The organism is Promicromonospora iranensis (assembly GCF_028994775.1).
Taxonomy (GTDB): domain Bacteria; phylum Actinomycetota; class Actinomycetes; order Actinomycetales; family Cellulomonadaceae; genus Promicromonospora; species Promicromonospora iranensis_A.
Genome location: NZ_JAJQMN010000004.1, coordinates 165,896 through 190,353, shown reverse-complemented (window position 1 = coordinate 190,353; position 24,458 = coordinate 165,896). Strand labels below are relative to the sequence as shown.

23 protein-coding genes are annotated in these 24,458 nt (G+C 72.6%); 13 read left to right on the top strand and 10 right to left on the bottom strand.

Features of this window, described 5'->3' with window-relative positions; genetic code table 11:
* Positions 1-160: 160 nt before the first annotated feature.
* The 3 genes from LUU90_RS08490 (at position 161) to LUU90_RS08480 (ending at position 2,701) form a co-directional block, all read left to right on the top strand.
* Positions 161-1,159, top strand: coding sequence for a LacI family DNA-binding transcriptional regulator (locus LUU90_RS08490; RefSeq protein ID WP_275002946.1), 999 nt, complete (start codon positions 161-163; stop codon positions 1,157-1,159).
* A 197-nt stretch (positions 1,160-1,356) separates the two neighbouring features.
* Positions 1,357-2,091: a phosphatase PAP2 family protein gene (locus LUU90_RS08485; protein ID WP_275002945.1), complete on the top strand. Its 735-nt coding sequence runs from the start codon at positions 1,357-1,359 to the stop codon at positions 2,089-2,091.
* Between the two features lie 10 nt (positions 2,092-2,101).
* Positions 2,102-2,701, top strand: a complete 600-nt coding sequence (locus LUU90_RS08480) for a DUF998 domain-containing protein (RefSeq protein WP_275002944.1) — start codon at positions 2,102-2,104, stop codon at positions 2,699-2,701.
* Positions 2,702-2,709: 8 nt separating this feature from the next.
* Here the strand turns inward: LUU90_RS08480 and LUU90_RS08475 are convergent, their stop codons facing one another.
* Both LUU90_RS08475 and LUU90_RS08470 read right to left on the bottom strand, forming a co-directional pair.
* Positions 2,710-4,308 carry a glycerol-3-phosphate dehydrogenase/oxidase gene (locus LUU90_RS08475; RefSeq protein ID WP_275002943.1) on the bottom strand — a complete coding sequence of 533 codons (1,599 nt, stop codon included), beginning with the start codon at positions 4,306-4,308 and terminating at the stop codon, positions 2,710-2,712.
* Positions 4,309-4,337: 29 nt separating this feature from the next.
* Positions 4,338-4,949 carry a TetR/AcrR family transcriptional regulator gene (locus tag LUU90_RS08470; RefSeq protein WP_275002942.1) on the bottom strand — a complete coding sequence of 204 codons (612 nt, stop codon included), beginning with the start codon at positions 4,947-4,949 and terminating at the stop codon, positions 4,338-4,340.
* A 97-nt stretch (positions 4,950-5,046) separates the two neighbouring features.
* Here LUU90_RS08470 and LUU90_RS08465 point away from each other — a divergent pair, with 97 nt between their 5' ends.
* From LUU90_RS08465 to LUU90_RS08455, 3 genes are all read left to right on the top strand, one after another.
* Complete coding sequence (locus LUU90_RS08465; protein WP_275002941.1) at positions 5,047-6,684, top strand: FAD-binding oxidoreductase; 1,638 nt, start codon at positions 5,047-5,049, stop codon at positions 6,682-6,684.
* Between the two features lie 58 nt (positions 6,685-6,742).
* Positions 6,743-7,660 carry a diacylglycerol kinase family protein gene (locus tag LUU90_RS08460; RefSeq protein WP_275002940.1) on the top strand — a complete coding sequence of 306 codons (918 nt, stop codon included), beginning with the start codon at positions 6,743-6,745 and terminating at the stop codon, positions 7,658-7,660.
* Positions 7,661-7,747: 87 nt separating this feature from the next.
* Positions 7,748-8,374, top strand: a complete 627-nt coding sequence (locus tag LUU90_RS08455) for a carboxymuconolactone decarboxylase family protein (RefSeq protein ID WP_275002939.1) — start codon at positions 7,748-7,750, stop codon at positions 8,372-8,374.
* Positions 8,375-8,487: 113 nt separating this feature from the next.
* On the opposite strand, the gene LUU90_RS08450 is transcribed toward LUU90_RS08455, so the two are convergent.
* Complete coding sequence (locus LUU90_RS08450; protein ID WP_275002938.1) at positions 8,488-9,249, bottom strand: IclR family transcriptional regulator; 762 nt, start codon at positions 9,247-9,249, stop codon at positions 8,488-8,490.
* A 310-nt stretch (positions 9,250-9,559) separates the two neighbouring features.
* Here LUU90_RS08450 and LUU90_RS08445 point away from each other — a divergent pair, with 310 nt between their 5' ends.
* The 4 genes from LUU90_RS08445 to LUU90_RS08430 all read left to right on the top strand — a co-directional run bounded on the left by LUU90_RS08445 (position 9,560) and on the right by LUU90_RS08430 (position 14,518).
* Positions 9,560-10,837, top strand: coding sequence for a cytochrome P450 (locus tag LUU90_RS08445; RefSeq protein ID WP_275002937.1), 1,278 nt, complete (start codon positions 9,560-9,562; stop codon positions 10,835-10,837).
* Between the two features lie 64 nt (positions 10,838-10,901).
* Positions 10,902-12,530 (top strand): Re/Si-specific NAD(P)(+) transhydrogenase subunit alpha, encoded by a 1,629-nt coding sequence (locus LUU90_RS08440; RefSeq protein WP_275003219.1) that lies wholly within the window; start codon positions 10,902-10,904, stop codon positions 12,528-12,530.
* Entirely contained in the window at positions 12,527-13,936 is a 1,410-nt protein-coding gene (gene pntB, locus LUU90_RS08435; RefSeq protein ID WP_275002936.1) for a Re/Si-specific NAD(P)(+) transhydrogenase subunit beta, read from the top strand. Before LUU90_RS08440 ends, pntB begins: the two co-directional genes overlap by 4 nt.
* A 171-nt stretch (positions 13,937-14,107) precedes the next feature.
* The gene (locus LUU90_RS08430) at positions 14,108-14,518 is read left to right on the top strand and encodes a hypothetical protein (RefSeq protein ID WP_275002935.1); all 411 of its coding nucleotides are present in this window, start codon (positions 14,108-14,110) and stop codon (positions 14,516-14,518) included.
* Positions 14,519-14,629: 111 nt separating this feature from the next.
* On the opposite strand, the gene mqo is transcribed toward LUU90_RS08430, so the two are convergent.
* The 7 genes from mqo to LUU90_RS08395 form a co-directional block, all read right to left on the bottom strand.
* Positions 14,630-16,123 (bottom strand): malate dehydrogenase (quinone), encoded by a 1,494-nt coding sequence (gene mqo / locus LUU90_RS08425; protein WP_275002934.1) that lies wholly within the window; start codon positions 16,121-16,123, stop codon positions 14,630-14,632.
* An 87-nt stretch (positions 16,124-16,210) separates the two neighbouring features.
* Positions 16,211-16,906 carry a maleylpyruvate isomerase family mycothiol-dependent enzyme gene (locus LUU90_RS08420; RefSeq protein WP_275002933.1) on the bottom strand — a complete coding sequence of 232 codons (696 nt, stop codon included), beginning with the start codon at positions 16,904-16,906 and terminating at the stop codon, positions 16,211-16,213.
* 103 nt (positions 16,907-17,009) lie between these two features.
* Positions 17,010-17,663 (bottom strand): pyridoxine/pyridoxamine 5'-phosphate oxidase, encoded by a 654-nt coding sequence (locus LUU90_RS08415; protein WP_275002932.1) that lies wholly within the window; start codon positions 17,661-17,663, stop codon positions 17,010-17,012.
* 16 nt (positions 17,664-17,679) lie between these two features.
* Positions 17,680-18,231: a TetR/AcrR family transcriptional regulator gene (locus LUU90_RS08410; RefSeq protein ID WP_275002931.1), complete on the bottom strand. Its 552-nt coding sequence runs from the start codon at positions 18,229-18,231 to the stop codon at positions 17,680-17,682.
* 106 nt (positions 18,232-18,337) lie between these two features.
* Positions 18,338-18,556: an SCO4848 family membrane protein gene (locus LUU90_RS08405; RefSeq protein ID WP_275002929.1), complete on the bottom strand. Its 219-nt coding sequence runs from the start codon at positions 18,554-18,556 to the stop codon at positions 18,338-18,340.
* 85 nt (positions 18,557-18,641) lie between these two features.
* Entirely contained in the window at positions 18,642-19,859 is a 1,218-nt protein-coding gene (locus LUU90_RS08400; RefSeq protein WP_275002927.1) for a GNAT family N-acetyltransferase, read from the bottom strand.
* A 76-nt stretch (positions 19,860-19,935) separates the two neighbouring features.
* Positions 19,936-20,571, bottom strand: a complete 636-nt coding sequence (locus LUU90_RS08395) for a GNAT family N-acetyltransferase (protein ID WP_275002925.1) — start codon at positions 20,569-20,571, stop codon at positions 19,936-19,938.
* Positions 20,572-20,697: 126 nt separating this feature from the next.
* On the opposite strand from LUU90_RS08395, the gene LUU90_RS08390 reads away from it, so the two are divergent.
* From LUU90_RS08390 to LUU90_RS08380, 3 genes are all read left to right on the top strand, one after another.
* Positions 20,698-22,092 carry an MFS transporter gene (locus tag LUU90_RS08390; protein WP_275002924.1) on the top strand — a complete coding sequence of 465 codons (1,395 nt, stop codon included), beginning with the start codon at positions 20,698-20,700 and terminating at the stop codon, positions 22,090-22,092.
* Positions 22,093-22,111: 19 nt separating this feature from the next.
* Positions 22,112-22,987, top strand: a complete 876-nt coding sequence (locus LUU90_RS08385) for a siderophore-interacting protein (protein ID WP_275002923.1) — start codon at positions 22,112-22,114, stop codon at positions 22,985-22,987.
* Between the two features lie 188 nt (positions 22,988-23,175).
* Positions 23,176-24,309, top strand: coding sequence for a hypothetical protein (locus tag LUU90_RS08380; protein ID WP_275002921.1), 1,134 nt, complete (start codon positions 23,176-23,178; stop codon positions 24,307-24,309).
* Positions 24,310-24,458: the final 149 nt, after the last annotated feature.

Below are 24,458 nucleotides of genomic sequence, written 5' to 3'. Positions count from 1 at the left end.
GGGAAGTCGCTCCTTCACGAGTGGGGCCAGCATGACGTCGTGTTGACGTAAACATGGTGACGCCGACTAGGGTGCTCGTGAGTTACCGGGGTGTCAAGCGCGCACCGGTGTGACTGTGCATCACGAGGAGGTGGATGCGGTGGAGGGCAGAGGTCCGTCCATGGCCGACGTGGCCGCGCTCGCCGGAGTCTCGACGCAGACCGTGTCGCGCGTGTCGATGGGTCTGGACAACGTGCGGCCGGCGACGCGGGACAGGGTGCTCGCGGCGATGGCGGAGCTGGGCTATGCGCCCAACACGGCGGCGCGAGCGCTGCGGTACGGGAGCTTCCGCACGATCGGCGTGATCGCCCACCGGCTCGCCCGGACCGGTGAGTCCCGCACGGTCGAGGCAGTGGTCGAGGCGGCGCGCAAGGAGGGCTACACGGTGACGCTGATCGACGTCGAGAGCCCGTCGTCCGACGTGGTCTCCGCCGCGGCGACCCGGCTCTCGCACCAGGCCATCGACGGACTGGTGATCATCCGCGCCGAGACCGCCTCACCGGACACGCTGGCACTCCCGCCGCGGCTGCCCGTGGTGGTGTCGGACTCGCGGTTCGTCGGCCACCACCCCGCCGTCGGCGCGGACCAGGCCGACGGCGCCCGCAGCGCCACGCAGCACCTTCTGGACCTGGGGCACCGCACGGTGCACCACGTCGCGGGGCCGTCCGACTCCATACCGGCCCAGCTGCGGACCGAGGCCTGGCGGACGACCCTCGACGCGGCCGGCAGCCCTGTGCCCGAGGTCGTGGAGGGGGACTGGACGTCGGCCTCCGGGTACGACGCCGGACGCAGGCTCGCCGCCGACCCCGAGGTCACGGCGGTCTTCTGCGCGAACGACGAGATGGCGGCCGGTGTGCTCCGTGCCCTGCACGAGGCAGGGCGCGCGGTGCCCGGCGACGTCTCCGTGGTCGGGTTCGACGACATCCTGCTGGCGGGGTACCTCTGGCCGCCCCTGACGACGGTGGCGCAGGACTTCGACGAGATCGGCAGGCGGCTCGTGGCCAGGCTGCTGCAGCAGGTGCGGTCCGGGGAGGTCGAGGACGACGGCGACACCGAGGACCTGCACGAGGTGATCCCGGTGGAGCTTCTGGTGCGGCAGAGCACGGCGCCCCCGAGGTGAGCGGCACCGTCGGGCCGATGCGTCTGGCCTGGGACGCCGCCCTGGGTGAGCGGTATACGGTCGTCCCCGGGCAGACGTGAACGTGCCAGAATCCTTACCCACCGCGCCCGCACGACACATATCTGGTACCGAACATTCACCCTGAAACCCGTAGGATCGGCTCGATGGCGCAATCAGAGGGCAGGGGTGGTACGCGCGTGGAGTCACCGTCAACCGAGGCTCCGCTCGACCGGTCGACCCTTCCGACCTGGCGCAGCTCGGCGGTCGCGGCAGGCCTCGGGGTGCTGGTGTTCGCCTTCCTCATCTGGCAGGTCGTCGTGCGCGGCCCGTTCATCGCGTGGGACTGGCAGTTCCACTACTACGTGGACGCGCACCACCCGGTGGGCTGGGAGAAGGTCTTTCTCGACATCGTCGCGAGCGTCACCGGCGAGCGCATGTTCACCATCCCGATGGTGGGCGGCACCGCGCTCTACGTCGCGTGGAAGCAGGGCGGCCCCGGCTCGCTCTGGAAGATCAGCACCCGGCGCCCCGTGCTCGCGGTGCTGGCCGGCCTCGCGACCATCGCGTCCATCGGCTACGGCACCAAGTTCGGCCTGGGCCGCACCGGCCCGCACCACAACATGGACGTGCTGCACGCCGGCGGCCAGGCGTTCCCGTCGGGCCACGCGGCGAACACGTTCTTCACCGGCTTCTTCATCCTCTGCCTGCTGTTCGCGCACGGCGGGCTGCGGCCGAACGTCGTCACGCTGCGCAAGCTGATACCCGTGGTCGGTGTGGTCGTGGCGGTCGCGGGCGCCCTCATGTCGTGGCTGGACTACCACTGGCTGAGCGACATCCCCGGCGGCTGGCTGCTCGGGTTCATCGCCTGCATGGTGGCGCTGTCCGTGCTCCGCGCACCACGCCGGGAACGAGAACGGGAGCCCGCGGGCTAGGGTCGGTGCCGTGACGTTCCTCCTGTGGTCGGGCGCCCTCGGCTCGTGGCTGTTCATCGTGACTTTCCTGCTGGACGGGTGGACCCGGCCGGGCTACCGGCCCGTGCGGCATCCGGTCAGCGCGCTGTCCCTCGGTTCCCGCGGCTGGATCCAGACGGCGAACTTCATCGTGTGCGGCCTCGCGATCACCGCGGGTGCCGTGGGCCTCGCGAGCGCTCTGGACAGCGTGCTGCTCGCGCTGGTGGTCGCGGTGTTCGGTATCGCGCTGGTCGCCTCCGGAGTCTTTCCCATGGACCCGATGCGGGCCTACCCGCCTGGGACGCCCAACGAGACGCCGACCGAGGTGTCGAAGCGGCACACGTGGCACGACTGGGCGGGCATGGTCGTCTTCGGGGCGATCCCGGTCGCCGCGATCGTCGCGGCCCTGACGCTCCCCGAGGCCGGCTGGGCGTGGTACTCCGGCCTGACGGCGGTGGCCGCCGGCGCGGGCTTCATGGTGTTCGGTCAGGCGTGGGAGGAGGACCACCCGCGCACCGGCCTCGTGCAGCGTGCGACGATCATCGTCGGCTGGATCTGGCTCGGGCTCCTCTTCGCCCACGCGGCCGGCTAGCCGCGAGGTCAGAGCCGCGTCAGGGCGTCCCCGACCAGCTCTTCGACGAGGTCGCGTACCGCCGCGCGGTCCGCCGGGACCAGCCCGATGCGTGTGCGCCGGTCCAGCACGTCGTCCGCGTCCAGGGCGCCCTCGTGGGTGACCGCCCACTCGATCTCGGCGCGCGTGATGTCCAGGTGCCGCGCCTCGGCGATGCCCCGTCCGACGGCGGACGCCGAACCCGGCAGCGTGGCTGCGGCCAGTACCTGGGCAGCCTCGGTGCCGTACCGGGAGACGAGCGCCGCCGGCAGCCCGGCAGGCGATCCGGCGGTCCGGCCCGTCGGAACCGGGGTCCCGATAGGCCGGACCAACGAGGGCGCACCGACCAGCGGCAGGGCGGTCGTCCAGCACGGCCCCGCGGTGAGCCCGGCGTGCTTGACCGCGAGGTCGACGGCGTCCTCGGCCATCGTGCGATAGGTCGTCAGCTTGCCGCCCAGCACGTTCACGGCACCGGTCGACGGCGACACCTCCACGAGGTGCCGGCGCGAGATGTCGGCGGACGCCTCGTCGCCCGACCCGGCGGAGTCGACGAGGGGCCGCAGCCCCGCGAAGGTGCCCACGACGTCGTCGGGCAGCAGGGGGCGGGCCAGCACGGTGGACACCGTCTCCAGCAGGAAGTCGATCTCGGGCTGCGTGGCCACCGGCACGTCCGGGACGGGTCCGGGCGCCTCCTCGTCGGTGAGGCCGACGACGACCCGTCCGAGCTGGGCGGGCAGCGCGAACACGTACCGGGAGGCGGAACCCGGCACGGGCACCATGAGGGCGCCCGTCGGGCTGCCGAGCCGTGCCGCGGGGACGACGACGTGCGTGCCACGGCTCGGCCGGAGCCGCACCGACGGGTCGACGGTCCCCGCCCACACGCCCGTCGCGTTCACCACGACGCGCGCTCGCACGGTCAGAGTCGCGCCGGTGAGCGTGTCCTCGAGGGTTGCGCCGTCGGCGCGCAGCGTGGTGGCCCGGACCCGCGTGAGGATCCTCGCCCCCCGTCCCGCCGCGGTGCGGGCGAGTGCGACGACCAGCCGGGCGTCGTCGACGAGCTGTCCGTCGTGCGCTATCCACGCGCCGTGCAGGCGTTCGTGCGCGACGGCGGGCACGAGCCGGGCGGCCTCGCCGGGCCGGACGAGGCGTGGACGGGGCAGTACCCGCGACGGCGTCCCGGCGTCGCGCCGTAGCAGGTCACCGAGGCCGAACCCGATGCCCACGGTGAGGCCGCGCCGCCGCCCTGTGCCGGCGGAGAGGGGCAGCACCTGCGGCAACGCCCGGACCAGGTGTGGCGCGGTGCGGGTCATCAGCACGTGTCGTTCCCGGGCGCTCTCGCGGGCCACACCGACGTCGCCGGTCGCCAGGTAGCGCAGCCCGCCGTGCGCCAGCTTGGAGCTCCACCGGGAGGTGCCCCAGGCGAGGTCGCGCGCCTCGACGAGGGCCACGGACAGGCCGCGCGCCGCGGCGTCGAGCGCGACCCCGGTGCCCGTCACGCCGCCGCCCACGACGAGCAGGTCGACGGTCCCGGCGGTGAGCTCGTCGAGCTCGCGCGCGCGGCGTCGGGCGGTGAGGGCGGTGCTCTGCATCGGTCCTGCTTCCGGTGTGGGTGCCCGGGTCAGGGGCGGAGATAGCCGTCGATGGCGTGGGCGAGCTCGGCCCGCAGGGCGTCGGCGGAGATCACCGTGGTGACCGTCTTGTGCGAGAACACCGCCGACTGGGAGAGGAGCAGGACCATGACCGCCATGTCGGTCGCGGAACCGGGCCGGACCGTCCCGCCCTCCTGGGCGGTGGTGATGTTGGCGGCCAGCCACTCGAGGATGACGCGCTGCGACCGGCCGATCCGCTGGAAGGCGTACCGGGTGAACACCTCCGGCTCGGTGCCCAGCAAGCGGCTGAACAGGGCGTCCGCGTGGAACAGCTCGCCGAACCGGACCACCCGGTCGACGATGGCCGCGCGGTCGTCGGCGCCCGGGCCCACCGCGGTGATCACGAGCTGCATGCGGTGCGCGATGAGGGCACGGAGCACGTCGTCGGCCGACTCCCAGCGGCGGTAGACCGTGGGCCGGGAGACGCCGGCGGCCCGGGCGAGCTCGCTGATGGACAGGCCACGGGTGCCGCGCGTGGCGACGATCTCGGTGGCGGCCTCCAGGAGGCGTTCCTCCGTGCGGTCGTGGCCGGCGTCGGGGCCGGCGGCGCTTGCTTGCGGGGCTGCGTTACGGATTGTCATCTTGTGTCAAACTGTAACGCGGGTCACGATGGGGTGCCACACCCGCCGGACCCGCCGGACCCGTCGAACCGACCCGCCGAACCAGCACGGAGGAAGCGTGAGCACGCTGCCGGACAACGAACGCCCGGACCACGAGCACACCTACATGCGCTGGGACGGCTGGGGTGATCCGGCACGAGCACACGGGCTCCCCGGCGGGGTGAAGCTGCTGCTCGCCGCGGTGCTCGGGCGCACACCCAAGGCGCCGCCCGCGCCGCGCCTCGCCGAGGTGACGATCAGCAGCCCACCACTGGCCGACGACGACCTGGCGGCACTGGCCAAGGCCGTGGGCGAGGACCACGTGGACACCGGCCACGACGTGCGCCTGCTGCACGCCGGCGGCAAGTCCACGCCGGACCTGCTGCGGCGCCGGCAGGCTGAGCAGGCGGCGCCGGGCGCCGTCGTGCTGCCCGCCTCGGAGGACGAGGTGGCGGCGGTCCTCGCCGTCGCGGTCGAGCGCGGCCTCGCCGTGGTGCCGTTCGGCGGCGGCACGGCGGTGACCGGCGGCCTGGAGCCCGACGCCGGACCGCACCGGGGCGTGGTCAGTCTCGACCTGCGCAGGCTGTCCGGGCTGGTGTCGTTCGACGAGCTCACCCACGAGGCGACCTTCCTGGCCGGCACCACGGCGCCCACCGCCGAGACGTTCCTGGCAGAGCGCGGCTTCGAGCTCGGGCACTTTCCGCAGAGCTTCGAGTTCGCCACGCTCGGCGGGTTCGCCGCCATGCGGTCCTCCGGGCAGAACTCCGCCGGATACGGGCGGTTCGATGCCATGGTCACCGGGCTGCGCGTGGTCACCCCCACGGGCACGCTCGACCTCGGTCGGGCGCCCGGTTCGGCGGCCGGACCAGACCTGCTGCGCTGGTTCCTCGGCTCCGAGGGCACGTTCGGTGTGATCACCCAGGTGCGGCTCCGGATCCACCCGACCCCCGAGGCCCGTCTGTTCGACGCCTGGACCTTCGGCAGCTTCGCCGCCGGGGCGGAGGCGCTGCGGGGCGTCGCGCAGCTCGGCACGGGCCCCACGGTGATCCGCCTGTCCGACGAGGACGAGACAGCGGTGTCCCTGGCGCAGGTCGGCAACATCGGCAAGGCGCTCACCCAGGGCTGCTCCGCCGTCGTCCTGCACGAGGGGCCCGCCGAGCTCGCGGCCGCCCGCCGCGAGGCGACCGGACGCGTGCTGCGTGAGGCGGGCGGTGAACCCGCCGACGCGAAGCTGGCCGCCTCCTGGGACCACGGCCGGTTCAAGGCGCCCTACCTCCGCGACGCGCTGCTGGCCCACGGGGTGTTCTGCGAGACGCTGGAGACGGCCACCACCTGGTCGAACCTGCACGCGCTGAAGAAGGCGGTCACGGCGGCGCTCGCGGGCGGGTTCGCCGAGGAGCGCGCGAAGAACCGCGTCCTGTGCCACATCTCGCACGTGTACCCGACGGGTGCCTCGCTGTACTTCACGGTGATCGCCGGCCTCGGTGCCGAGCCGCTCGAACCGTGGGAGCGGGTGAAGTCGCGGGTGAACGACGCCATCATGGCGGCAGGCGGAACCATCAGTCACCACCACGGCGTCGGGTCGGACCACGCGCCGTGGCTGGAGCAGGAGATCGGCTCGGCGGGGATCCGGATGCTCCGGGCGGCGCAGGCGGAGCTCGACCCCGCCGGGATCATGAACCCGGGTGCTCTCGTCCCGCGGGCCGCGCAGTGCTGACCGGCGGTGCGTGCGGGCGGTTGGTGACCGGCCGGCGACGGTCCGGTAGGTTTCGGCCATGACCGAGCGGGGCGGTAGGACCGGGCACATCGCGGTGCTCGTGAACCCCGTCTCGGGGCGTGGTGCCGGTGGCGACAGCGGGCAGGTCGCGGTCGAGCGGCTGCGAGCCCGGGGCGCCGACGTGCGGGTCTACGAGGGCGGCAGCGGGGACGAGACGGCGGCGCTCGGCCGCAGGGCCGTCGCCGAGCGCCCCGAGGTGCTCGTCGTCGCCGGCGGCGACGGGACGATCTCCTCGGTGCTGCCGCCCCTCCTGGAGTCCGGCGTCCCGCTGGCCGTGGTTCCCGGCGGCACGGGCAACGACCTCGCCCGCGAGCACGGCATACCACTCGCCGACGCCGCGGCCGCCGCAGACCTCGCGCTCGACGGCGCCCGACGCCGCGTCGACACAGGCACCGTCACCGCCGCCGACGGCACCGTGCGCCACTTCGTCACGGTGCTGTGCGCGGGGCTGGACTCGCTCACCAACGAACGCACCAACCGCATGACATGGCCGACGGGTCCGGCGCGCTACCAGGTCGCCGTCTACCTCGAGTGGCTGCGGCTGCGGACGTTCGGCTACCGGCTGCGGCCCGCGGGCGCGTCGCAGCTGCAGCAGGACGGCTACATGCTCGCCGTCGGCCTGACCCGGTACTACGGCGGCGGCGTGCCGATCTGCCCGGACGCCGACCCCGCGGACGGGCTCCTGGACGTCACCCTCGTGCACGCCGTCGGCCGGTTCAAGGTGCTCGCGTTCGACTCCCTCATCAAGGCGGGCACGCACGTCCGGCGCCCGGACGTGACCACGCTGCGCGCCTCGGCGATCACGCTGGAGGCCCCGACCGGCCTCGTCGCCTACGCGGACGGCGAGCACGCCGGCCCACTGCCGCTGACGGTCGAGGCCCACCGCGAGTCGCTGACCCTCTGCGTCCCCGTGTGACGGAGCTGCCGCGCGCCGGTGTCAGGTTTCGGCGGTCCACGAGGTCTGGAGGGTGTCCGCCAGCAGTCACCGAACGGAGACCGACGCATGTCCCGCACACCGTCCCGCACACCGAACGAGCCCGCCCGCAGCATCAGCACCAGGATCACCGGCGGCATACCGAACACCCTGACCAATCGCGTGATGGCGGCGTTCTCCCGCCGGCGGTACGGAGCGGTGCTGGACCCGCTGGTCGCCGTCGGGCACCACGGGAAGGTGACACGGACGTATGCGCTCACCGAGCTCGGCGTCGGCGGCTGGAAGGCTCTGGACCCCGGCCTGAAGTCGCTCGCGATCATGGCCGCGTCGGTGGCCATCGGTTGCACATGGTGCGTGGACTTCGGCTACTGGGAGGCTGAGCACGAGCACATCGACCCCGGCAAGCTGCACGACGTCCCCGCCTGGCGGTCTAGCGAGCGATTCACCGACCTGGAGCGAGACGTGCTGGCGCTCGCGGAGGCCGAGACGGCCACCCCGCCCACGGCCGACGACGAGCTCGTCGCGCGCCTGGTCACGGCGCTCGGCGAGGAGGCCTTCACGGAGCTGGTCGCGATCGTCGCCGTGGAGAACCTCCGCAGCCGCATCAACGCGACGATGGGCCTGAGCGCACAGGGCTTCAGCGACCGGTGCGAGGTTCCGCTCGGCGGCGCGCTCGCCGAGGTCTCCGAGCCGTAGCAACCCACGGGCTCGCCGAGCCGGAGCAGCCGACGGACGTCGCGGTGGTCCTGCCTGCTCCTGGTCGACGTGCTGGTCGACGTGCTGGTCGGTGCGGCTGGCGGTATGGCCGGTCAGGCCCGCGCGAGGTCTCCGGCCACCATGCTCAGCTCCCGGCGGGCCTGCTGAGGCACCACTTCGCCGGGGATGCTGAGCCCGACCGCCCAGGCGGTGTCGTCGTGGGCGCGGCGGGGGACCAGGTGGGCGGCACAGGTGATGTCGTCGCGGAACTCGCCGTGCTCCTCGACGACCCTGTCCGGCTGCAGCCGGGCCAGCTGTGCGTCGAGCGCGGAGATGTCGGCGGCGGTACGCGCGGTGAACTTGCGCATCCCGGCGTCGACCACCAGATCGTAGCGCTCTCGGCGGGAGATGCCGAGCAGCAGAGCCTTGCCGAGCGCGGTGGCATGGGCGGAGACGTCGAGCCCGCGCTCCAGATCCTCCAGGTACGGGGAGCCGGGGGCCTCGGCATAGTCGACGACGACCACCCGGCCGGCGCTGATGCGGCCGAGGTACGCGCTGTAGCCGGTGCTCTGCGCGAGGTGGCGCAGCACCTTGCGCGTGTCCGGGCCGCGGCCGAGCGAGCCGAGCTGTTCGTAGAACCGCTGGCTCACCTGATCGCCGACGTCGTACGTGCCGTCCTTGAGACGGGTCACGTAGCCCTTGTACGCGAGCGTCCGCACCAGGTGATACGTGGTGGAGAGATTGAGCCCGCTGCGGCGCGCGATCGCCTTGACCGGCAGCCCTGGAGAGCGGGTCACGACCTCCAGGACGCGGAAGGCGCGGGCCACACTCTGCACCAGGTCGTCCGGGCGTTCCCGGTCGGCGTCCAGTGTCATGTGCCCCCCTTGCTCGTCGGCGGAGTGCCGGCGTTCGTTTCGACTGCAGGTCCTGTCCGGATGGGTCTCGACAGGGTCGATCGAGGGTGCGACAGTGTCTGTGCCCTCGCGGACATCGTAGCCACGGGCGTGGCCGAGGTCACGATGCATGGTGGGAACACGGGCGGGTTCACCCCTGGGCGATCAACGACGACTGCACAGATACGGCGAATCCATGAATTTACCTGAATTGGACCAAATCCGGCAAGTACCCTCAGGTCCTCGGCCCGTCGTCCCGGGTCCGATCCCTGCACCGAGAGGGCCGGCCACATTGCTCGATGACAAGCGCGGCACGCAGGACAGCCCGTGGCCCGGCACCAGGCCGGTGCGGCTCAGCGGGGTCGCGAAGCCGAAGCCGCTGGTCCGCGCGTCGGGTATGCCGGACCCGCGCGTGTTCTACGACGAGCTCGAGAGCGAGTGGGGCGAGGTGGCCCCCGTCGAGCTGGAGCCTGGCGTGCGGGCCTGGCTCGTCATGGGGCAGCGGCTCGTCTACGACATCATGCGCAACGAGCATGTCTTCGCGACCGACCCCCGGACGTGGAACGGGCATGCGCGCGGTGGCCTGCCCCCGACGTCGGGCCTGCGCCCGATCCTCACGTCGCAGCAGCGGTTCGCCGCGAACCACACCGACGGCGCGCTGCGCCAGCGCCTGCGCGAACCTCTCGACGACGCGTTCCAGCAGCTCTCCGAGGGGATCACCGCCTCGAAGACCCGTTCGCTGTGCAACCTCCTCATCGACCGCTTCGAGGACCGCGGTCGCGCGGACCTGATGTTCGAGTACGCGTCGGTCATCCCCTTCCTCGTCGTCGCCGACATGATCGGGTTCGACCCGGAGGACGGGCAGCGCCTGTTCGACCTGACGCGCCAGGTCGCCGGCGGCGGGGCCGACGCCGCACAGGCGGTGGCCGAGGTCGACGGGATGCTCGGCGGCCTCGTGGCGGCCCGCCGCAGGTCACCGCAGCGCGACCTCGCCAGCTCGCTGGTCGCGCACCCGAACATGCGCGCGGACGTCGAGGTGGTGCACACCCTGCTGCTCGTGGCCTACTCGGGCAACCTGACGCTGACCGCCTGGGTCGCGCAGACGCTGCTCCTGACCCTCACCGACACGCGGTTCTCGGGCCGGCTGCACGGCGGCCGCATCGACCTGGACAACGCCATGGACGAGGTCCTGTGGCGCTCCACGCCGACCATCCACACCCTGCCCCGGTTCGCCCGGCAGGACATCGTGCTGGACGGCAAGCTCATCGCCGCCGGCGACCCGCTCGTCCTCGCGATCCACGCCGCGAACACCGACCCCCGGATGGACACCGGCGACCCGTGGGACCACGTCGGCAGCCGCGCTCACGTGTCGTTCGGCACCGGCCCGCACGCGTGCCCGGCGCCCCGGACGGCGCGCGTGATCGCGCGGATCGCCGTCGAGACCATCCTGCGCCGGCTCGACGTCGTCCTGCGGATCCCCGCGACCGACGTCACCTGGGACCAGTCGCTGTGGATCCGTCAGCCGGTGAGCCTCCCGGTCACCTTCCCGACGCCCGTGGACTCGGCATAGCGCCGGCGTGTGCCCGGACCGGCCGTGCGGGCGGTAGGTTGCGCACGTGAGCGAGAGGGGCCACATGCGCATCGGTATCCCGGACGACGGCGGGCCGCTCGTGCCCGCCACCCCGACGACCACCGCCCGGCTGGTCGGTCTCGGCTACGACGTGGTGGTCGCGGCCGGCGCCGGAGCCGGCGCGGGCTTTCCCGACGCCGCGTACCAGGCGGCAGGTGCCGCCGTCGTGCCCGACGCCGAGGCGTGGGCCGCCGACGTCGTGACGGTCACCCGCGCGCCGGACGCGCTCGCCACACCCGGCCCCGCGGGGCTGCGGCCGGGCGCGCGCGGCCCGGACGGGCTGCGGATCGGCGCGGTGCTGATCGCCCAGATCGCCCCCGCCGCCCGACCCGACCTGGTGCGCGCGCTCGCCAACCGCGGCGTCACGGCCCTCGCCCTGGACGCCGTGCCGCGCATCTCCCGGGCGCAGTCGCTCGACGTGCTCAGCGCGCTGTCGAACGTCGCGGGGTACCGGGCGGTCGTCGAGGCCGCGGCCGAGTTCGGCGGCATGTTCTCCGGCCAGGTCACCGCGGCCGGCACCACACCGCCCGCGAACGTCTTCGTGATCGGCGCCGGAGTGGCCGGGCTCGCGGCCATCGGCGCGGCCGGCAGCCTCGGCGCGCAGGTACGCGCCTTCGACGTGCGGCCGGAGGCCGCCGAGCAGATCGAGTCCATGGGCGCGACGGTGGTCCGGGCCGACGATGCCGCGCAGCAGGTCAGCGCCGACGGCTACGCCTCGGCGCTCACCACCGACCAGGAGGCAGCGGCGCTGCGCGCCTACGCCGTCGAGACCGCCGCCGCAGACATCGTGATCACGACGGCGCTCGTGCGCGGTACCGCGCCCACCACGATCACCGCCGAGATGGTCGCGACCATGCGGCCGGGCAGCGTGATCGTCGACCTCGCTGCGCCCGGTGGCGGCAACTGCGAGCTGACGGTGCCGGGACGCCGGGTCGTCAGCGACAACGGCGTGGTGATCCTCGGCTGGACCGACCTGCCCGACCGGATGCCCCGGCACACCTCCGAGCTGCTCGGCACGGCGGTCGCCAACCTGGTCCAGCTCGGCACCCCGGGCCGGGACGGCCGCCTCGCGCTCGACCAGGAGGACGTCGTCGTGCGCGGGATGACCGTCGCCGCGGGCGGCGAGGTGCTGTGGCCGCCACCGCCGGTGGCGGTGTCCGCACCGACGGCGCCGGGTGGACCGGCCTCGGTGGCCGACCCGTCATCGCGGGCCGGGCTTGCCGAGACCACAGGGTCTCGAAAAGCTGGACCCACGGTTCGGGCGCGGCCGGCGGTCCGGAACGGGCTGCTGATGCTCGGCGCGCTGCTCGCCGTGCTCGCCGTGGCGGCCTCACCCGCCGAGCAGGCGGCGCACTTCACCGTGCTGGCGCTCGCCGTCGTCGTCGGGTTCTACGTGATCTCGCACGTCAGCCACGCCCTGCACACCCCGCTCATGTCCCAGACCAACGCCATCTCCGGGATCATCCTCGTCGGTGGGATGCTGCAGATCGGCTCGTCCGACCCGGTGGTGACCACGCTGGCCGTGCTCGCCTCGGCGGTCGCGAGCATCAACATCTTCGGTGGATTCCTCGTGACCCACCGCATGCTCGGGATGTTCCGCAGGGGCGACACCGCCGAGGGGAGCAACCGATGACCGTCGAGTCAGTGGTCCAGGCCGTCTACCTCGTGGCGGCGGTGCTGTTCGTGCTGTCCCTGGCCGGGCTGTCGAAGCAGGAGACCGCGCGGCGCGGCGTCCTGCTCGGCATGACCGGCATGGGGCTCGCCCTCGCGGCGACCGTGGCGCTCGCCCTGGACCGGTCCGAGCGGCCCGTCGGCGTGACCGCCGGCCTGATCCTGCTCGTGCTCCTGGTGGGCGCGGCAGTGGGCACCTGGCGGGCGCGGACCGTCGAGATGACGCAGATGCCCGAGCTCATCGCGCTGCTGCACTCGTTCGTGGGCGCGGCGGCGGTCCTCGTGGGCTTCGGGTCCTACCTGACCGAGCCCCACACGGGAGGCGCCGGGAGCACCGTGCACCTGGTCGAGGTGTTCCTCGGCGTGCTGATCGGCGCCGTGACGTTCACCGGCTCCGTGGTGGCGTTCGGGAAGCTGTCGGCGCGGCTGAGGTCGTCGCCGCTGATGCTTCCGGGCCGCAACTGGCTCAACCTCGCCGCCGTCGTCGCGTGCGGCGGGCTGCTCTGGTGGTTCCTCGTGGCGGGCAGCGCGGGCCTGCTCCCGCTGCTGCTCATGACGGCCGTGGCCCTGGCGCTGGGCTGGCACCTCGTGGCAGCGATCGGCGGGGGCGACATGCCCGTCGTCGTCTCGATGCTGAACTCCTACTCCGGGTGGGCGGCCGCCGCTGCGGGGTTCATGCTCGGCAACGACCTGCTCATCATCACCGGCGCGCTCGTCGGCTCGTCGGGTGCGATCCTCAGCTACCTGATGTGCCGGGCGATGAACCGGTCGTTCGTCAGCGTGATCCTCGGCGGGTTCGGCGCCGGGACGGGCACCGTCGCCCAGGGCGGCGTCGCCGAACCGGGCTCCTACCGCGAGACGACGGCGCTCGAGGTGGCCGACCGCCTGACCGCCGCCCGCTCGGTGATCGTCGTGCCCGGCTACGGCATGGCGGTGGCGAAGGCGCAGTACCCGGTGGCCGACCTGGTCGCGCGGCTCACGGCGCGGGGGACCACCGTGCGGTTCGGCATCCACCCGGTGGCGGGCCGACTGCCCGGCCACATGAACGTGCTGCTCGCCGAGGCGAAGGTGCCGTACGACCAGGTGCTCGGCATGGACGAGATCAACGACGACTTCCCCGGTACCGACGTCGTGCTGGTGATCGGCGCCAACGACACGGTCAACCCGGCCGCGCAGGACGACCCGGCGTCGCCCATCGCGGGCATGCCGGTGCTCGAGGTGTGGCAGGCTCGCGAGGTGGTGGTCTTCAAGCGGTCCATGGCGACCGGCTACGCCGGCGTGCAGAACCCGCTGTTCTTCCGTGAGAACACCGCCATGTTGTTCGGCGACGCGAAGGACCAGGTGGAACTGATCGTGCAGGCGCTCTGACGGCGCGGATGCGGTTCGCGGGCTGGTACTTTTTGCGTACTGGTGGTCATGTGTGGGTGAATTGAAAGTGACGCGCTGACATTGCGCGGTAACGACTTGGTATAAAGGGGCGCGCCAGGAGAGTCCGGTGCAGTCCCTCAGTGCGGAGGCCGAGTGTTGACACGCTCTCTCGTGACCGGAACGGTCGCGATCGTGGGGTTCCTGGTGCTTGTCGCGACCACCGAGCTCTTCTACTTCGGGCCCCCTGCCGGCGTCCACAACGCCGGCGAGGCGTTCGCGTCGTTCGGCGGCGCCACGCTCACGCTCCTCACCTGGGCGGTCGTGGGGTGGGGTGTGGCGCGGACGGCCCGGGCCCTTCGCCTGGTGCGGCTCTCGGTGCTCATCGGCATGGTCGTCCCTGTGGCCGCGATCGTCGCCTTCACGCTGACGGTCGACCTCGATGCCTGGTCCACCGGGTTCGGGGTGCTCGCGTTCGCGGCGGCGTCGGCCGGCGTTCTGGTGACGATCCGCCGCCGTCCGGCAGCGGCCCCCGGCCGGGTGCCCCGGTCCAACGGCCACCCGCCGGTCCACATGGCGGCGTGACCGACCACACGTAGGCCCGGTCGCGCACTCATGGGCCGAACGTAGGAGTGGTCGCCTCATCAGGACTGATGAGGCGACCACTCCTACGTTCGACCAAGCCGGCCGTCGGGGTCAGGCGTCGGCCGGGATTCGGTCCTGGGACGCGAGGTCGGCTGCGGTGTAGTCCGCGCCGCCGCCAAGGCTCGGCATCATCGAGGTGAGCTGCGGCCGCCACCCGGCGTACCGGTCGGGGAAGCAGCGCTCCAGCAGGCCGGTCATGGCCGAGACCGCGGTCGAGGCACCCGGGGAGGCGCCGAGCAGGCCGGCGATGGTGCCGTCCTTGGCCGCGACGACCTCGGTGCCGAACTCCAGCACGCCGCCCTTGCCCTTGACCCACTTGATGACCTGGACGCGCTGGCCGGCGGTGATCCGCTCCCAGTCGCCGGGCCGCGCGGTCGGCATGAACCGCTGGAGCTCGTGGAACTTGGTCTCCGGAGCGGCCGCGACCTGCCCCACCAGGTAGGCGGTGAGGTCGAGGTTCTTCACGCCGGCGCCCAGCATCGAGAACACGTTGTGCGCGCGCAGCGAGGTGATCAGGCCGAGGTACTTGCCCTTCTTGAGGTACTTGGGGCTGAACCCGGCGTACGGGCCGAACATCAGGTAGCTCTTGCCGTCCACGATGCGCGTGTCCAGGTGGGGTACGGACATCGGCGGTGCGCCGACGTCGGCCTTGCCGTACACCTTGGCCTGGTGCTGGGCCACGATCTCCGGGTTGTCCGTGCGGAGGAACTCGCCCGAGATCGGGAAGCCGCCGTAACCGCGCGACTCCTTGATACCCGAGGCCTGCAGCAGCGGCAGCGCGCCACCACCGGCGCCGACGAAGACGAACTTCGCGGTGACGGTGCGGCGGCGGGTGCCGGCGTTCCAGGTGCGGTCGTGCAGGTTGAGGCGCCAGCGGCCGTCCCGCAGCTTCTTGAGGCCCCGCACCTCGTGGTTCAGGTGCAGCTCCGTGTTGTGCGCGGTCGCGAACTCGACGAGCTTCTTGGTGAGCGACCCGAAGTCGACGTCGGTCCCGGCAGCGGCGCGCGTCGCCGCGATCGGCTCGTCGCTGTCGCGGTCCAGGGTCATCAGCGGTGCCCACCGGCCGATGACGGCGGGGTCCGAGCTGAACTCCATGTCGCTGAACAGCGGGTGCACGCTGAGCGCCTCGTAGCGGCGGCGCAGGAAGTCCACGTTGTCCGCGCCACGCACGAACGTCATGTGGGGCGTGACGTTGATGAAGTCGGTGCCCTCCATCAGGCCGGCGGTCAGGAGGTGGTTCCAGAACTCGCGGGAGGTGTGGAACTGCTCGTTGATCGTCACCGCCTTCGAGATGTCGACGGAGCCGTCCTTGCGCTCGGGCGTGTAGTTCAGCTCGCAGAGTGCGGCGTGGCCGGTACCCGCGTTGTTCCACGGGTTCGACGACTCGAGCGCGACCTCGTCAAGGCGCTCGTAGATTCCGATACGCCAGGTCGGCTCGAGGATCGTGAGCAGCGCGCCGAGCGTCGCACTCATGATCCCTCCGCCGATCAGCGCGACGTCGACCTCTTCGGAGGGACGCGGGGCTGTCTGGAGGTAAGAAGTCACGTCAAGAACGATAGCGGGCTTGTGAAAAGCGGAACGAGCGCTGTGGTGCGAATCACGCGATGCGATCCGTGACCTCCCTCACGCTCTTCAGCGGGCCGGGGCGGCGGACGGCCACGGCCCCAGCTCGGGGAGACCGGCCCCCAGCGACGTCGTCGGCGCGCGTCCGGCCAGCCACGCGGTGACGTCACGCGGGTCGCCGGCAAGGTCGTCCACGGACACGCCGTCGGGCAGCCGGACGGCCAGGAACCCGCGCAGATGAGCGCACAGGGTGTCGTCCCAGGTCTCGTACCCGACCGCCTGGGAGGTGCCGGCGAGGGCGTCGACCGAGTGGATCCGCACCTCGCGCCACCAGGCGAACAGGCAGCCCGACAGGGGCCCGCCGCGGTAGCCGCTCGAGGCGTCCCAGAGCGGCGAGCCGGGCTCCGGCCACGCCCGCGCCAGGTCGTCCCGGAGGGTGCCCAGGACCGCGAGGTGCTCGGTCACCGTCCGACCCGAGCCGGCCTCGATCCCGGCGGTGCGGGCCTCCTGGCTCGCGTAGACGGGGACCACCTCGCCACGTTCGGCGGCCTGCGTCTGGCCGAGCATCGCGCCGCCGATCCCCGCGACGTGGGACAGGACATGACCGCGCGTCCAGCCGTCCAGGGGCGACGGCTCGGCGAGGTCGGCGTCGGTCAGCTGCCCGACGGCGGACAGCAGCGCGTCCAGCGCTGCCGCCGAGTCGGCCAGGGCGTGCGGGACGAGGTCGGTGCTGTCGGTGGTGCTGGTGCTGGTGCTGCTGGTCACGGTGGGCCCTCCAGAGGCGGTCGTGTCATCGGGTCCGCGGTCGGACGTGGCGGTCGGGTCGGGCGACCTCGAACGTCCGGCACGCCGGCGGGTGGGTTCGGGATCAGGGCCAGAGCAGCCCGGTGGACCAGCCGTCGGCCTCCGCCCGGTACAGCAGGCGGAGATGGGGGCCGTCGTCGGGCGCCTGCCAGAACTCGACCTCCGTGGGCGTGAGGACATAGGCCGTCCAGTCCGGGGCGGCCAGCTCCGGGTCGGCGGTGACCGCACGCAGGGCATCGCCGAAGGCCCGCACGTACTCCTCGCGGGAGGCCAGCGGCTCGCTCTGGTGGTTGACGAGGCCGGCGGCGCGGGACGCGTCGGGCCGCGCGAGGAAGTCCGCGCGGCTCGCCTCCGCGCCCGCCGACGCCGCCGTCCCCGTCACCTTGACCTGACGACCCAGCTCGGGCCAGAAGAACGTCAGTGCCGCGTGCGGGTTGGCCGCCAGGTCACGGCCCTTGGGCCCCGTCGACTGCGAGGCGAACCACCACCCGTCCGCCGTCACGTCCTTGAGCGCGACGGTCCGGGCATGCACCCGCCCTGACGGCTCGGCCGTCGAGAGCGTCATGGCGTGCGCCGCCAGCAGGCCGGCCTCGATCGCGTCGTCCATCCAGGCGACGAACAGCTCGTGCGGGGTGGACGGCGCGGCATCCGGGTCGAAGACCGGGAGCCCGGGCCGGGCGAACGTGGGCAGGGCGCGCAGGCGCTCGCGAAAGGTCATGTGTTCTCCTTGTTGGTCAGCTGGTGGTCAGCAGGCCGACGAAGCCGCGCACCGCTGCGGTCAGCGCTCCCGGGTCCTGCGTGGCGCGGGCCAGGACGTACCCGCCCTGGATGATCGCGAGGGCGGCGTGCGCGCGGTCGCGGGCGACGTCGTCGGGCAGGCCGGTCTCGCGGAAGATCGTGGTGAGCACACCGAGCAGGCGCACGAAGTAGGCGCCCAGCACGTCGCGCAGGCCCTCGTCGTCCATCACCGTCTGGTCGGAGGTGTGCCGGCCGACCTTGCAGCCGGCCAGTGCGTCGCGTGGCCGCTCCAGGTAGGCGACCAGGCGCTCGATCGCGGGGGCGTCGGTGCCCAGCGTGCGCATCGCCTGGGCGAGCGCGTCGTCCACGGTGGCGCCGACGGCGGCGACCGCGAGGTCGTGCTTGGTGGGGAAGTGGTGGTAGAGGCTGCCCTGCCCGACGCCGGACGCGGCCAGCACCGCGCGCGGGCTCGTCGCTCCGACGCCCTGGGTGGCGAAGAGATCCTGTGCGGCGCCGACGAGGCGGTCGCGTGCGGTGGTCGTGCTCATGACCGTCACCATACCTACCTCCAGGTATGGTGACAACCGGTGACCGGTCAGGAGCTCAGGCCGGTCGAGTGACCGTCGAGTGGCCTGAGCTGCAGGTACGTAGGGCTCAGAACAGCGTGAGCGCGCCGAGGACACCGACCGCGAGGGCCAGGGCGAGCGAGACCGCGATCAGGACGCTGTGCACGGTGAGGAACTTCGTCGCGTGCCCGCCGGCGTCGCGCGACCGGGGGTCGGCGGCGATGCGCTGCCAGAACCGCGGCCAGATGAGCAGGTTCCACGCGGCGGTGACGAGGAGGACGACGGACCAGGCAACTGGGATATCCACGCGCCCAGTATGGGCCGTGGCCGTGGCCCTGGACCGGACTGGTAACCGGAACGGTCGCGCCCACGACGAACGGGTGGGTGGGGCGTCAGAAGTAGTCGCGGACGTGCAGCTGGCGGTTCGGGAACAGCGCGCTCAGGACGGCGTCGTGGTCGGCCGTGCCGGTCAGCCGACCGGCGAGCCGCAGGTTGGCCGCCGACTGGGCCCCCGCGTACAGCAGGGCCAGCCCGTTCGGGCTGAGCACGGGCCGCTCGTGGTGGGCGTCCTCGATCGGGACGGAGTCGCGCTCGAGATGCGTGGCGCCGTCGGACACCGTGAGCGTCCAGGCGCCGTCGAGGTCCCGGGCGCCGCGGACCGCGAACGGGACCCGTGCGCCCTCGAGCGGCGTCCGCACGCCGCCCATTGCCCCGGCCACGTCGAGGATCCGCAGCATGTAGGGGTGAGCGGCGTGGACCGTCGAGGTCAGGTCGGGCAGCACCAGCCAGGCGGGATCCAGGCCGGACGTCGACACGCGCGCCGTGCCGACGACCGTCGAGAAGCTGCCGATGGTGCGCCAGAGCGCGCGGGCGGCGTCGGGCGTCAGCGCGATGAGGTCGTCGACCTCCATGACAGCCGTGGTGGGCGTGTAGCCCTCGCCGCGGATCCAGCTCGCGAAGCCGAGCACCTCTCCGGCGCCGCCCTCCGTCGCGTCGATCGCGAGCGTGACGCCCGTGTAGTCGGCGAAGAACTTCTCGGGCGGGGTCCAGAAGGGCTTCTCCGCCCGCGACACCGGTCCGTTCTGCGCGGCGGCCCACCGGTGGTGGACGGCGACGATGGTGTCGAAGTCCGCCACACCTGCCCGGCGCGTGACGACGCCGTGAGGCGCCGGCACGCGGTTCAGGTTCAGCAGGGGCACGTCGACGTCGTCGAACGAGCCGACCACGTCGTAGCCGAGCCCGCGATAGATGCCCGGTGCCGTGGGGAAGAGCGTGGAGATCACCTCGCCGCGCTCCCGCGCTTCCTCCAGGGCTGCGCCGAAGAGCCGGCCGAGATGGCCGGAACCGCGCCGCTCCGGCTCGACGGTGACCCCGGCCACGCCTGCCGTCGGCACCCGTGCGCCGTGGAACCACGACGTGAACCCGTACACCCGCAGGCGGGCGGCCAGGCCGTCGTCGTCGAACGCGCCCCACTCGCGGAAACCGGCGGCCGCCCACTCCTCGCGCGTCGGGACCGGGCGACCCCCGCTCGGCGTGCCGAACGCCTCGCCGCCGAGGCGGTTGAAGTCGGGCTGGTCGGCGTACTCGACGGGTCGCACGGTGAGACTCATGCAGGCGACCCTAGAACGTGGCGGGGCACTCCGGAATCGGAATCGGAACCCGATGTCGGGGCGTGGGCGGTCCTGGTCAGTCGCCGAAGTAGGCGACCAGCTCCTCGGCGGGGTGGGGGCGGAGCAGCGGGGTGCGCGTGACCTCGAGCGGTTCGGGCGTGAGCAGGCCGGGCAGCTCCGCGTCGGCGGTGCGGTTGCCGGGGGCTGAGCCGTCGGCGGGTACCAGGTCGCGCTGGAAGAGCACGGCGTCGTGCCACTGGCCCAGCTTCCAGCCGATCTTCTCGAACGAGCCCGCGCGGTGGAAGCCCACGGCCTCGTGCAGCGCGATGGCGGGGTCGTTCGGCAGCACGATGCTGGCGACGGCACGGTGGTACCCGCGGCGGGCGAGTCGCGCCAGGAGCGTGTCGTACAGGGCGCGGCCGCCGCCCTGTCGCTGGTGGTCGGCGGCGACGTACACGTTGGTCTCGAGCGTCCAGCGGAACGTCGGGCGGTCCGCGAACGGCTTGGCGTAGGCGAAGCCGGCCACGACACCCTCCGTCTCGAGCACCAGCCAGGTCTCCCGGCCGAAGAACCGCTCGATGCGGCGCGTCATCTCGCGGGAGTCCGGCGGGCTGGTCTCGAAGGTCGCCGCCGAGTCGGCGACGAAGGGGGCGTAGATGGCGGCGCAGGCTGCGGCGTCGTCTGGTGTCGCGACGCGGACGATGCTGTCCATGGACGGATCTTGCCGCGAACGGGCCGAACGCGATGATCGCAGCGCGGGCTTGACGACGGCGGGGCGAGGAGGTAGTTCGGGTTGGCCCGACCGTGGGCGACGTGTGTCGGTGGCTCGGCATAACGTGTGGCCGTGACCACGCTCCAGAGACGGGTGCTCCTCGTCGCCATCCTCGGTTCGTTCGTGTCGTTCCTCGACGGCACGGTCGTGAGCGTCGCGCTGCCCGCGATCGCGCGGGAGCTCGGTGGTGAGGGCGTGGAGGCGCTGGCCCTGCAGCAGTGGGTGGTCGACGCCTATCTCGTGACCCTCGGGGCGTTGATGCTCGTCGCGGGTTCGGTCTCCGACGTCTACGGGCGACGCCGGGTGCTGACCGCGGGGCTCGTGGGTTTCGCCGTCGCCTCGGTGCTGTGCGCGCTCGCGCCCACCGGCCCTGTCCTCGTTCTCGCCCGTGCGTTGCAGGGCGTGGCGGGCGCCCTGCTGGTGCCGAGCTCGCTGGCCCTGATCGTCGCGACGTTCGACGGCGAGAAGCAGGCTCGCGCGATCGGCCGGTGGACGTCGTGGACGACCGCCGCGATGATCGTCGGCCCGTTCGTCGGCGGCATGCTCGTCGACTTCGTGTCCTGGCGCTGGGTGTTCTGGATCAATGTGCCCGTCATCGCCCTGACGCTCTGGCTGCTGCGCGGGGTACCCGCGGCGGAGGGCGATCCCGGCCGTCGGGTCGACATCCCGGGTGCGGCGCTTGCCGCGTTCGGCCTCGCGGGCGTGGTGTTCGGGCTCATCGAGGGGGAGCGCCTCGGGTGGACGTCTCCGGCCATCGTCGGATCCGTCCTGGTGGGCACGGCGATGCTGGTGGCGTTCGTGCTCTACCAGCGGCGGGCCGCGGACCCGATGCTGCCGCTGCGGCTGTTCGGGGCGCGCAACTTCGCGTGGGGCAACCTCGCGACCTTCGCGATCTACGGGGCGCTCTCGCTGGGCGGTTTTGTGCTCACGCTGTTCCTGCAGCAGGTCGCCGGGTACTCCGCGACGTGGTCCGGCGTGGCGCAGCTGCCGACCACGTTCGCGATGATCTTGCTGTCGGCGTGGTTCGGCACGCTCGCCGGCCGGTACGGGCCGCGGCTGTTCATGACGCTGGGCCCCCTCGTCGCGGCGGTGGGGTTCCTGCTCATGCTGTCGATGGACGAGACCGCGTTCTACCCCACCCAGGTGCTGCCCGGCCAGCTCGTGTTCGGGCTCGGCCTCTCGATCACGGTGGCGCCGCTGACGGCGGCCATCCTGGGCGCCGTCCCGACGCACGACGCCGGCATCGGCTCCGCGGTGAACAACGCCGTCGCGCGGGTGGCCGGGCTGGTGACCGTGGCGTTCGCGGGCGTCATCACCGGAGGGGTGCTGGACGTCGCGACATTCCACCGGGCGCTGCTGGTGACCGCGGCCCTGCTGGTGGTCGGTGGGCTGCTGTCCCTGGTGGGTATCCGGAACGCGCGCGGGGTAGATCCGAGCGAGACCCTGGTCAAACCGACTTAGGAATGCCTAACCTCAGTCCATGGCATTCAAGGGGCGCAAAGCGGTCGACCCGCACGTCGTGCTGGCTGAGGTCGTCAACACCAAGCGGGTCACGCCGAACATGATGCGGGTGACGCTCGGCGGCGACGGGCTCGCCCAGCTCACACCCGCCGGCTACGACCAGTGGTTCCGCCTCTTCCTGCCCCGTGCGGGCCAGGACATGCTGCGCCTGCCGACGCGTACGTCGGGGCTCTGGTACGCGGAGTACCTCACCACACCGAAGGCCCGGCGCCCCTGGGTGCGCAACTACACGGTGCGTGCCGCGCGGCCCGACCTGAACGAGATCGACGTCGACTTCGTGCTGCACGCCGGAGACGGCGACATGTCGGAAGGCGCGGTCGAGCACTCGGTCGAGCACGTGGTTGAGCACGTGTCCGGGCCGGGAGCGGGCTTCGCCCAGGCCGCCGAGCACGGCATGCGCGTCGGCATCCTCGACCAGGGTGTCACCTACAACCCGCGACACCCGCACGACTGGACGCTCCTGGTGACCGACGAGTCGGGGCTGCCCGCCGTCGCCGGCATCTGCGAGTCACTCCCGGACGACGCTCGCGGCATAGCCGTCATCGAGGTCCCCACGGCCGGGGACAAGCAGGAGTTCCGGACGCCGTCGGGTGTCGAGGTGCGCTGGGTGGTGCGGTCGGACGGCAACGCGCACACCGTCCCGGGGCAGGCTGCGCTCGCGGAGCTGCAAGTGCTCGACCTGGCCCGGTACGGCACCGAGGTGTACGCGTTTGCGGTCGGCGAGTCGTCCCTGGCCACCGGCGCGCGCCGGCACCTGGTGAACGAGCGCGGCGTGCCCAAGTCGCACGTGGACTTCGTGGGCTACTGGCGCCACGGCCGCTCGTCTCCGGGCTGACCTGCCCTCCGGGTAGTTGTGGGTAGCGCCCGGGCTGGGCGGTGCCGGAATCGAGTGGCGGCGGGCGGGGCGGCGGGACGTTGGAGGGCCGGTTGCGTGGCACCCTTCGCCTGGTCCGACCGGAGTGAGTGCGACCACAGCCGTGACAGTTCGAGGTTCATGCACAGATGGCGTGCCAGGAGCTCCACGTGAGCCCGAATCTGAGCGACGGTCTCCGCATGGACCGGTCCGAGATAGTCATTGCACGAGAGCACGACCGCGAGGCGCTACGCAGAGCACTCCGGGGCAAGAAGATCGAGCAGGTTCGCCGGGGTGCCTATCGCGACAGGCCGGCCACGACCGGCGACCGGTATCGCGACGCCACGGACCGCGCTGTCGCTCGTGTCGTCGCGGTCGGCACGCAGATCCGTCGCGCGTGGGTGAGCCACGAGTCGGCCGCCCTCCTGCACGGGCTGCGCCTGTGGCAGCTGCCCGAGCGCGTCCATGTCATCCAGGGCTACCGGGCGTCCTCGGCGTCGGCCCGCGACATCGCGCGGCATCGCCTGACGCTCGGCGCGCATGAGCGGACCACCGTCGACGGCTTGGCGGTGACCAGCCTGGAGCGCACCGTCGCGGACTGCTGCGTCTCGCTGCACCCCTTGCTCGCGCTCGTCGTCGCGGATCATGCCCTCGCACTCGGGATGGACCTGCAGGCGGCCCGCGAGTCGGTGGTGAGCATGCGTGACGTGCGCGGCCGACGCCGGGCGCTCCTGGTGCTCGAACTGGTGGACAGGGGCGCGGAATCGGCGTGGGAGACCTGGCTGCGGTACCTGGTGCTGCGGGCCGGCCTGCCCCGGCCGGTGACACAGCTCCGGGTCAGCACTCCCCACGGTGAGTTCCGTGCCGACCTCGGCTGGACGGCGTTCCGGCTGCTGGCCGAGTTCGACGGGCGCGTCAAGTACGTCCCCGGAGCGCTCGGCGCCGGGCACGACGCCGAAGGCGCGCTGTTCGACGAGAAGCGCCGCGAGGACCATCTCCGGGAGGAGCGCTGGGGCGTGGTGCGCGTGACGTCGTCGGACGGCGCGGGCCCGGCCGTTGCGCGGATCCTGCGCCACGTCCCGGACGAGATCCGCACAAACCTCCGCCCGCTCCGTCTCCTCCCGCCCCCGCCCCCGCCCCCGCCCCCGGCACCTGCTCCCGCTCGCGCCACTCCTGCTCGCGCCACTCCTACCGCCCGCGCCCGCGGCACCGCCGCAGGTACTCCCGCACGCAGAGCCCCCGCCGCAGGTGCCCCCGCCGCGCCCGACCGCGGTACCCGCGCCGGCCGCACGAATGATCGGTAGAAGGTCAGGTAGTCGGCATTCCGAGGTACCGAACACCTGACGTTCTGCCGACCAGCCGGGTCAGGGCGCGGCTGGGCGCGGCTGGGCGCGGCGCGTGCGGTGTGGGCGGCGGAAAGGTGTTGGAGGGTCGGGTGCGGTGTGTCAGGGTC

What these genes read in the sequence shown, in the direction of transcription:
- LUU90_RS08490 (WP_275002946.1), top strand. Translation starts at nt 161, where the DNA reads ATGGCCGACGTGGCCGCGCTCGCCGGAGTCTCGACGCAGACCGTGTCG.
- LUU90_RS08475 (WP_275002943.1), bottom strand. Translation starts at nt 4,308, where the DNA reads ATGCAGAGCACCGCCCTCACCGCCCGACGCCGCGCGCGCGAGCTCGAC.
- LUU90_RS08470 (WP_275002942.1), bottom strand. Translation starts at nt 4,949, where the DNA reads ATGACAATCCGTAACGCAGCCCCGCAAGCAAGCGCCGCCGGCCCCGAC.
- LUU90_RS08460 (WP_275002940.1), top strand. Translation starts at nt 6,743, where the DNA reads ATGACCGAGCGGGGCGGTAGGACCGGGCACATCGCGGTGCTCGTGAAC.
- LUU90_RS08455 (WP_275002939.1), top strand. Translation starts at nt 7,748, where the DNA reads ATGTCCCGCACACCGTCCCGCACACCGAACGAGCCCGCCCGCAGCATC.
- LUU90_RS08450 (WP_275002938.1), bottom strand. Translation starts at nt 9,249, where the DNA reads ATGACACTGGACGCCGACCGGGAACGCCCGGACGACCTGGTGCAGAGT.
- LUU90_RS08440 (WP_275003219.1), top strand. Translation starts at nt 10,902, where the DNA reads ATGCGCATCGGTATCCCGGACGACGGCGGGCCGCTCGTGCCCGCCACC.
- pntB (WP_275002936.1), top strand. Translation starts at nt 12,527, where the DNA reads ATGACCGTCGAGTCAGTGGTCCAGGCCGTCTACCTCGTGGCGGCGGTG.
- LUU90_RS08415 (WP_275002932.1), bottom strand. Translation starts at nt 17,663, where the DNA reads ATGACCTTTCGCGAGCGCCTGCGCGCCCTGCCCACGTTCGCCCGGCCC.
- LUU90_RS08410 (WP_275002931.1), bottom strand. Translation starts at nt 18,231, where the DNA reads ATGAGCACGACCACCGCACGCGACCGCCTCGTCGGCGCCGCACAGGAT.
- LUU90_RS08400 (WP_275002927.1), bottom strand. Translation starts at nt 19,859, where the DNA reads ATGAGTCTCACCGTGCGACCCGTCGAGTACGCCGACCAGCCCGACTTC.
- LUU90_RS08395 (WP_275002925.1), bottom strand. Translation starts at nt 20,571, where the DNA reads ATGGACAGCATCGTCCGCGTCGCGACACCAGACGACGCCGCAGCCTGC.
- LUU90_RS08385 (WP_275002923.1), top strand. Translation starts at nt 22,112, where the DNA reads ATGGCATTCAAGGGGCGCAAAGCGGTCGACCCGCACGTCGTGCTGGCT.